This window comes from Pseudoflavonifractor sp. BSD2780061688st1 E11 (assembly GCF_005844125.1).
GTDB classification, from domain to species: Bacteria; Bacillota; Clostridia; order Lachnospirales; family Lachnospiraceae; genus Sellimonas; species Sellimonas catena.
This window is the reverse complement of sequence record NZ_SPHM01000037.1, coordinates 21,626-30,033: the sequence shown is the minus strand read 5'-3', so window position 1 is coordinate 30,033 and position 8,408 is coordinate 21,626. Positions and strand designations below refer to the sequence as shown.

Genomic DNA, 8,408 nt, shown 5'->3' with positions numbered 1-8,408 from the left:
GGAAGTAGGGATTTTCTCTGCTTCCCTTTTTATTTAGGAAAAATTCCTATTTTTGCCAATAATAATTATACACTAACATCTCACCTTTTCATTATTTTACATGCCCTTAACTTACTGAAAAAAGGCACCCTTTCGGATGCCTACATCTGTCTCTTCTTCGGTTCCACCGCCTCATCCCGGACATTATGTCCCTGATTCTGATTTTCCGGCTTCACCTTCTGCGTGATACTGTTGAACTGATTCAGATTTTTCTGTCTTTCCTGTTGTTCTTTCTGCTTTTTACTCATACAACCACCTCGGAGATAGTATGTGCAGGTTTGGGAAATCGATGCTTTTCATTCAAATCTTTATAATATTTTAATACCAGTTCCACCAATTCTGTCCCGTTAATGCCTCGAATTATTATAAACCATATCCTTGTAACTATCTACTCAGTTTTATCAATGATTTCCTTTTTCTTTACTATGCTTTGAATATTTTTAATACTTGCCAAATATTCCTCTTCAACTGGCGACAGATTCTGTACCTGGTATTTCCTATACTCTTTTGTTGCCTTCTCGATTGCCTGCTTCTTTAATAATATATCTTTCTCTCCAATCATATCAGAATCATCTGCAGCTCTACTGTTTCCCTCTCTCAATAATGCCACATTTCTACTTTACCTGAGCAATATATAAGCTACTACCCTTCAGGCCAATATGCTCCGTATAAGGATCCATGCAGCAAAAAACTGCAACAATATCAATTTCTTTTAAGGTTCTCTTTGAATCTTTATAAGCCCGCAGCATCCGATTTCCGACATTTTTCTGAATCCCAGTGATTCATAAAACGCAAGTGTAGATGGCATTTCATCCGTCGTTAATTCAATCTGCCGGACTTTATCAAAACGTTCCAGGACACTTTGCACCAGCAGTGTCCCGATTCCTTTTCTCTGGTATTCTGGATTTACTAAAATATCCTGTATAAAGATAATTGTATAGCCATCACCGACTACACGCACAATTCCTACTATCTGACCGCCTTCATATGCTGCCAGACATAACAATGAGTTTTCAAACCCATTTTTTAATGTATCCGGCCGATCCGTATATGCAGTCCATCCAACACTGGAATATAATGCCAGAATTTCCTCTTCGTCATAGATTGAATACTCTTTAATTTCTATCATAACTTTCTCCTGTTTATTACTGTTTCCGTCCCAAAACCACAATGTTTTCTATATGCTCCGTATGTGGAAATAAATCCACCGGCTGAATCATCCGGACTCCCCATCCTTTTTTCTTCAGGATCTCCAGATCCCGCTTCTGGGTTTCCGGATTGCAGGAAATGTAGACGAGCTTTTCCGGGCTCATACGGCTGACAGCATCCAGAAATTCCGGTGTGCTGCCCGCCCGCGGCGGATCCATAAATACGACATCTACCTTTTCACCTCTTGCCGCCATCTTCTGAATAGCCTTGGTTGCATCTTCGTTCAGAAAACGGGCATTCTGAATTCCGTTGTCTTTTGCATTCTGAATAGCGCATCTGACGGCACTTCCGTTTTTCTCGACTCCCAGGACATGCTTTGCGTGAGGAGCCGCCGCAAGTCCGATGGTCCCGACTCCGCAGTAGGCGTCCAGAACAGTCCGGGTACCGTCAAGCCCGGCCGCCTCGATAGCTGTCCGGTACAGGATTTCCGTCTGAACCGGATTGATCTGGTAAAAGCTGGATGCAGCAATCCGGAAACGGATTCCGCACAATTCATCGACAATATACCCTTTTCCATACAGAATCTTCTCGGAAAATCCAAGAACTGCACTGGTGGATCTTGCATTGATATTCTGGACAATGGTCGTGACGTTCGGGCAGAGTTCCCGTACCTTTTTGACAAAGGCCTTTGCACCCGGAAGAATCGGGGAAGCTGTAATAAGTACCACCAGCACTTCATCTGTCAGAAGGCTGTGGCGAACGAGTACATGGCGGATCAGTCCTGTCTTTCTGTCCTCATCGTACGGCTTGTATTTACAGAGTCTTGCCGCTTTCCGTACTGCGCGCACGGCCCCATCCAGTGCCGGATGATGCAGAAGGCATGTCTTGACCGGAATCACATAGTGGCTTCCGCGGGCATAAATTCCGCTGATCAACTGTCGCCCCGGCCCCTCCGCGAAGGTAGAAATCGCTTTATTCCGATAATGCCATGGATTCTCCATCCCGATCACCGGGCGCACCTTGCCGAAATTTCCCATCAGCTTTTTCATCGCTTTCTGTTTTTTCCGTAGCTGCTCCTCATAGGGCAGCGAAAGAAGCGGGCAGCCTCCGCACCCTTTCTGCTGCAGACTGCATGTGTATTCCTGTCTTTCCATGTCTTACCTCTCATCATTTTATCTATTTCTGTTTCCCATTCTATCATAAAACCGCCTGTAAAACAGCAAAAAGCTGAGGCTGGTTGATCTATCTGCAGAAATTTTCTGCAAAACAATCCGCCGCCTCAGCTTTTTCTTTTTTAATCATTTACCGTTGATATTCGCGCTTGCCATTTATATAGAGGGTCTCCACTTTGACCTGGTCAATCTCCTCCGTCGGAACTGCAAACAGATTCCGGTCTAACACCGCAAAGTGCGCCTTATATCCTTCTTTTAACTGCCCGATTTTCTGGAATCCTGCTGCCTTTGCGGATTCTCTTGTATACAGTTTCACTGCCGTCTCGATATCCACCCTCTGGTCCTGCCCGCAGTCGGTATCGTCATAGGCCCGCCGTGTCACCGCTGCTTTCAGGCACGGGAACGGGTCGGACGGTACTGCCCAGGATGTGGCCGGAGCATCTGTGGAAAAACAGAGCTGCACTCCCTGATCCAGCATGGTCCGGACCGGATAACACGTTTTCATCCACGCTTCTCCCAGATTGGTGAGATAGCTTTCGATCTCCGCGTACATAAAAATCGGCTGTGTCACAAAGAACATTCCTTTTTCCGCCGCCTTTCGGATACTGTCTGCCGCCGGGTCTGTGATGTGCTCCACCCGTACATACGGAGTGTCGTCTTCCATCCAGTTCTCTTCCCGGTATGCCCGGTCTACAACACGGCTGATGGCGCTTCCTCCCATCGCGTGCATGGAAAGCTGGCAATGATGCTTCTTACAGAAAGCAACGGCCGATTCCATCAATGAATCCGAACAGGTAGAAATTCCATATTCATCCGTTGTCCCAAGATACGGCTTATCCATCCAGGCCGTTCTTCCTGAGACGCTTCCATCTCCAATCAGCTTAAGTCCCGCCGCAAAAATCTGGCTGCTTTTATCCCGATGTATTTCCGGAATGATAAAATCCGGATCGTCCGCAAAATAATCCCACATATAGTAAATTGCCGTCTCCTGGCAGTATCCTCGCCTGGCTGCTTCCTGATACAGCGGAAAATTGTCGCCATTATCCAGATTTCCCATATCACAGACCGCCACAATTCCCTGAGATTTCAGGAGATTTCCAAGATCCACCAGATTCTGCACCTTATCATCGTGGCTCTCTTTCGGTATGAACGGAAGCACCAGATTTCTTGCATTTTCTTTTAAAACACCGGTCGGCTCGCCGGATGCATCCCGCTCGATCTCGCCGCCCTCCGGATCCGGCGTATCCCTTGTAATGCCGGCAATCTCCAGAGCTTTGCTGTTCACGCAGCGGATATGTCCGCATGTTCTTGTGATGGAAACCGGAGAATCGCTGCATCCCTGATCCAGATCATAACGGTTCAACGAACGTTTCTCCTCAAACTTGCCTTCATCGTATCCCCATCCTTCAATCCATTCACCCGGCTGCTGCGTCTCCCGCACCTGACGGATCTTCTCCTTTAATTCCTCAATCGAATGGACTTCCGGCGGAAGGGCGGAAATCTTCTTGCTGAAATCTGCCAGCATCACCGGATGCATATGCGCGTCCACAAAACCAGGAACGACACAAGCCCCTTTCAGATCCACATGCTCATAATCCCCGTCCGGAATATTCTCCTTCTTTCCAATCCATTGGATCATTCCGTTCGAGACAAGTATGGCATCTGCATAAAGGTTTGTGTCGTCCGATGTAAAAATAATTCCGTTTTCAAATAAACAGTCTTTCAAATCTGCCGCCTCCTTACTCTGATTTATTCAGTATAATCCTTCCCTGCTTCCCTTGCAAGAAGGAAGGAGGCGGTTTCCCCTTTTATTCATAATCAGATTTTCATTTGCCGGTTATCATCAGGCTTTATGCCGCGGAGGTTCCTCTTCTCCTCCCGCCTTTACAGGCCGCCTCATATTCCCGAAGCTTCTGCTCCGCCTCCGGACTTAAGGACGTCGGAACCTGGATCTGTACCGTCACATACTGATCACCGTGTACGGACGGCTGGTTCATGAAAGCAACACCTTTTCCTTTCAGCCGGATCCTGGAACCGGACTGGGTTCCCTTCCGGATTTTGCAGAGCACACGCCCTGTCAGGGTCTCCACCATAACTTCTCCGCCGAAAACTGCTGTGGTAAACGGCACCTGAACCGTTGTATAAATATCGGATCCCTTCCGTTCAAATCCCGGACGTGTTCCTACATGAACCTTCATAAACAGATCTCCCGGCTGGCCGCCGCCCGTTCCCGGCGCTCCCTTGCCACGAAGCCGGATGCTCTTGCCGTCCTCCATTCCTTCCGGAATGTGTACCTGCAGCGTCTGAATGGAACCGTCCTCTTTCTGAAGCCGGATCATCTTATCGCATCCAAATGCGGCTTCATCAAAGCTGACCGAAATCTCTGTATGGATATCCTGTCCTCTGCTCTGATAGGAACGGCCTCCAAATCCCTGGCTGTGGAAGCCACTGAATCCGCTATTACTTCTGCTGCCGCTTCCGCCGAACATACCTCCAAAGATATCTCCGAAAAGATCATCCATATTTCCGCCTTCGAAATGGAACTCCCGGTAGCCGCCGTTCTGACCGCCGAAACCTCCAAAACCACTGAAGCCCTGCCCGGCTCCCTGCGCGTTCTGATCAAATGCTGCATGGCCGAACTGGTCGTACATCTTCTTCTTCTCCGGATCTCCCAGTACATCATAAGCCTCATTTACCTCTTTAAACATCTGCTCTGCCCGGGCATCTCCCTGGTTCGTATCCGGATGATATTTCTTTGCAAGTTTCCTGTATGCTTTTTTAATTGTTGATGCATCTGCATTTCTGCTGACACCAAGTACATCATAGTAATCTCTCTTTGCTGCCATAATCTCACCCTCTCCGCTTTGAAAACAATCCTTTTATCTATCTTCTTTGAAAATACCCCGGATTCATCCGGGGCATCTTATCGTCTGTTCTATTTATAATATAACAACTATGTTTTTCAAAGTCAAGAGGCAAGATGCGATTTTCGCATCAAATTTCCTGCTTCATCTTTCTCTGCTCATATTGCTCCTTCGTCAGTAAATATTTCACCGCTTCTTTTTCCTGCCCGAAAACGAGTTCCTTTCTCCTGATATCTGTTGGAAGAAAGCCCACTTTCCGAAACAATTTTACGGCTTCGAAACGATCCTCCGGGAACCAGTCAGACAGTATCTCCGCCTCGTTTTCTTCGAATGACTCTGACCGGCCGTTTCCTTATAAACGATTTTGGTCTCCCCACTCACACATCCCATCCAGAATCGGGATCAACGACTTGCCCCGCTCTGTCAGGCTGTACTCCACCTTCGGCGGGATCTGCGGGTACTCCTCCCTGTGGACAAGCTGATCTGCCTCCAATTCCTTCAAAGTAGAACTCAGGGTCTTATAAGAAATTCCCCCAATGTACTTTTTCATTTCATTAAATCGAACCACACCGAACTCCATCAGAGTATAAAGAATTATCATCTTATATTTTCCGTTAATCAAAGATAACGTATAGCTGAAACCGGTCGTGCTGAGACATTCGTTTGATATGCATCGCTTTCCCATTTTACACTCTCCTTTTGGTAAGTATTATACTGTAATGTAAGTATCGCACTTTCATGTGCGTACTTGTTTTCTATTTTATACTTGCTATGATTATAGTAGCAGGAATGCAGAAAGTCAATTCTCATTCCAAATCAAACCAGCCAGATTTTATGATAACAGGGAGGAAAAAATGAGTAAAAAAATTGTAATCTTAAACGGAAGTCCTCGCAAAAAGGGCAACACATCAGCTCTTGTAAAATCATTTACAGAAGGCGCCGAAGCCTCCGGCAACACGGTCACCGAATTCTTTCTTGGGGGCATGAACATCCATGGATGCAGGGGCTGTTTTGGCGGGCACAGCAGCAAGGACTGTCCTTGTGTTCAGCAGGACGATATGAATCAGATCTATCCGGCTGTCCGGGACTGTGATGTGATCGTACTGGCTTCGCCATTGTATTACTGGAACATGAGCGGCCAGCTTCGGACCGCTGTGGACCGTCTGTTTGCCCTGGAAGAAGGGGAGGGCAACCTTCTCAGAGGACACGGACGTGCATCCGCGCTTTTGATGGCCGCGGAAGGAAATGGATTTGAAGATGTCCTTCTCTACTATGACCATCTGATGGAACATCTCAAATGGGAAAATCTCGGCCACGTCCTTGCCGGCGGAAATGGCGATATCGGTGATATCGACGGCAAACCGGAACTTGGGCAGGCTTACGAGCTTGGGAAATCTATTCGCTAGAGGCTTATATAAATTCGTGGTGATATTCCCATTTTGCATATCATGATATAAGTATTGGATATTTTACAGACTCCTCCGCTTTCTGTATAATAAATGCAGAAAACAATTCAGAAAGCGGGGGATCGATTTTGAATGATATGACCTTAAATAATAACGTTCGGATGCCCATGATCGGCTTTGGCACCTGGGATATCCGCGGGGAAGCGGGAAAACAGAGCATCCTGACTGCGCTGGATCTTGGTTACCGGCTGATCGATACAGCCCAGATGTATGAAAATGAGTATATTGTCGGATGTGCAGTCAAAGAAAGTGGAATTCCCAGAGAAGAACTCTTTCTCACAACCAAAATTTACCGTCCCAGAACGACCTATCAAAAAGCAAAATCGGGGATTGAACAGTCTCTGAACGAGCTGCAGACCGATTATATCGATCTTCTCTTGATCCACGAGCCCTATAAAAGCGCTCCGGAAATGTATGAAGCCTTCAAAGAAGCTTTGCGGGACGGAAAAGTCCGTGCCATCGGGATTTCTAACTTTGATGCTGAAAAATACAAAGAGTTTGTCCGGTCCTGTGAAATCATTCCCGCGGTAAATCAGGTGGAATCTCATGTGTACTTTCCACAGCTGGAATTAAAAAATCTTCTGAACAGCTATGGGACACAAATGCAGTCATGGGCCTCGTTTACAGAAGGCCGGACACATCCTGCCCGGCCTTTTCATTTGATGCCCACAGCTCCGGCAGCAGTTTATGAAAGCCGGATACTGATCTCCCCGGAGGAGAGCCGTTCTGTCTGTCCATTTTCATACTGCACAATCAAATGGCAGTCCTGGTCCACATCCAGCGCCGTTGCGTTTCTGTCGCCGGACGGGGACAGTATCGTGATCTCTTTCCCCACTACGAGACTTTTTGCACGGTACTTTTCCACATAATCAGTACGATCTATCCTCTCATATTCTTTATAAAAATAATTCAGAACTCCGGCGGCCAGCCGGTTCTTTCCATCATTTTGCTTCCCGTCAAAAACGGATCCTGCAGTTTCTCTGATATCTTCCGGGAATCCACTCTCCGGCGGGTAAACATTGATTCCGATTCCCAGAATCACCGATTCTACACTTCCATTTTCCATACTGACTGAAGCCTCTGTAAGAATTCCGCTGATCTTCCGTCCTTCCTGATAAATATCATTGACCCACTTGATCCAGGTCTCTTTTCCGGAAATCTCCTCTACCGCTTCGCATACAGCGACAGCAGCCATTGTCGTGATCTTCACCGCCTGATCCGGTGTCATTCCATCCGGCCTTAACAGGATACTCAGATAGAGACCGGTGTCTGCCGGAGAATAGAAACTCCGGCCCCTCCTCCCCCGTCCTTTTGTCTGGGTGTTGGCAAGGATTACAGTCCCTTCCGGCGCTCCTGCATTTGCCTTTTCCCTGAGAAGCGTATTGGTAGATTCTGCCTCCGGCAGAACGCATAAGTTCAATGTCCGGCAGACAGGATCCTGATATTTTTCAATTCCCTGTGTAGATAAAATATCCGTATCGGCCGCAAGACGGTAGCCCTTGTTTGAGACTGCGTCAATTTCGTAACCTTCTTTTCGAAGGCCGTTCACCGCCTTCCATACTGCCGCCCGTGAAACCGCAAGCCTGGCTGCAATCTCTTCGCCTGAAAAATAAACTCCCCTCTGCTCTTCAAACAGAGCAAGAATACTTTCTTTTGTCGTCAATTTTATCCACCTCCGCCAAAGAAACCGGGCCTCCTGGACCCGGTTTCCCTCCGTT

9 protein-coding genes and 1 pseudogene are annotated in these 8,408 nt (G+C 47.3%); 2 read left to right on the top strand and 8 right to left on the bottom strand.

Features of this window, described 5'->3' with window-relative positions; translation table 11 throughout:
- Window positions 1-140 precede the first annotated feature (140 nt).
- The 7 genes from FGQ85_RS18465 to FGQ85_RS14495 all read right to left on the bottom strand — a co-directional run bounded on the left by FGQ85_RS18465 (window position 141) and on the right by FGQ85_RS14495 (window position 5,909).
- Window positions 141-287, bottom strand: a complete 147-nt coding sequence (locus FGQ85_RS18465) for a hypothetical protein (protein ID WP_171027983.1) — start codon at window positions 285-287, stop codon at window positions 141-143.
- 140 nt (window positions 288-427) lie between these two features.
- The gene (locus tag FGQ85_RS14520; RefSeq protein ID WP_138373811.1) at window positions 428-649 is read right to left on the bottom strand and encodes a DNA-binding protein; all 222 of its coding nucleotides are present in this window, start codon (window positions 647-649) and stop codon (window positions 428-430) included.
- 102 nt (window positions 650-751) lie between these two features.
- Window positions 752-1,168, bottom strand: a complete 417-nt coding sequence (locus tag FGQ85_RS14515) for a GNAT family N-acetyltransferase (protein WP_118637605.1) — start codon at window positions 1,166-1,168, stop codon at window positions 752-754.
- 16 nt (window positions 1,169-1,184) lie between these two features.
- Window positions 1,185-2,342: a 23S rRNA (uracil(1939)-C(5))-methyltransferase RlmD gene (rlmD, locus tag FGQ85_RS14510; protein ID WP_118637603.1), complete on the bottom strand. Its 1,158-nt coding sequence runs from the start codon at window positions 2,340-2,342 to the stop codon at window positions 1,185-1,187.
- Window positions 2,343-2,490: 148 nt separating this feature from the next.
- Window positions 2,491-4,086, bottom strand: coding sequence for an amidohydrolase (locus FGQ85_RS14505; protein ID WP_243128578.1), 1,596 nt, complete (start codon window positions 4,084-4,086; stop codon window positions 2,491-2,493).
- A gap of 124 nt (window positions 4,087-4,210) precedes the next feature.
- Entirely contained in the window at window positions 4,211-5,206 is a 996-nt protein-coding gene (locus FGQ85_RS14500; RefSeq protein ID WP_138373810.1) for a J domain-containing protein, read from the bottom strand.
- A gap of 370 nt (window positions 5,207-5,576) precedes the next feature.
- Window positions 5,577-5,909: a winged helix-turn-helix transcriptional regulator gene (locus FGQ85_RS14495; RefSeq protein WP_138373809.1), complete on the bottom strand. Its 333-nt coding sequence runs from the start codon at window positions 5,907-5,909 to the stop codon at window positions 5,577-5,579.
- A 169-nt stretch (window positions 5,910-6,078) separates the two neighbouring features.
- Between FGQ85_RS14495 and FGQ85_RS14490 the strand changes: the two genes are divergently transcribed.
- Both FGQ85_RS14490 and FGQ85_RS18905 read left to right on the top strand, forming a co-directional pair.
- Window positions 6,079-6,630, top strand: a complete 552-nt coding sequence (locus FGQ85_RS14490) for a flavodoxin family protein (RefSeq protein ID WP_138373808.1) — start codon at window positions 6,079-6,081, stop codon at window positions 6,628-6,630.
- A 137-nt stretch (window positions 6,631-6,767) separates the two neighbouring features.
- A pseudogene (locus FGQ85_RS18905) lies at window positions 6,768-7,310 on the top strand (aldo/keto reductase); the annotation flags it as partial.
- Window positions 7,311-7,375: 65 nt separating this feature from the next.
- Here FGQ85_RS18905 and FGQ85_RS14480 read toward each other — a convergent pair.
- Window positions 7,376-8,353, bottom strand: a complete 978-nt coding sequence (locus FGQ85_RS14480) for a biotin--[acetyl-CoA-carboxylase] ligase (protein WP_138373807.1) — start codon at window positions 8,351-8,353, stop codon at window positions 7,376-7,378.
- Window positions 8,354-8,408: the final 55 nt, after the last annotated feature.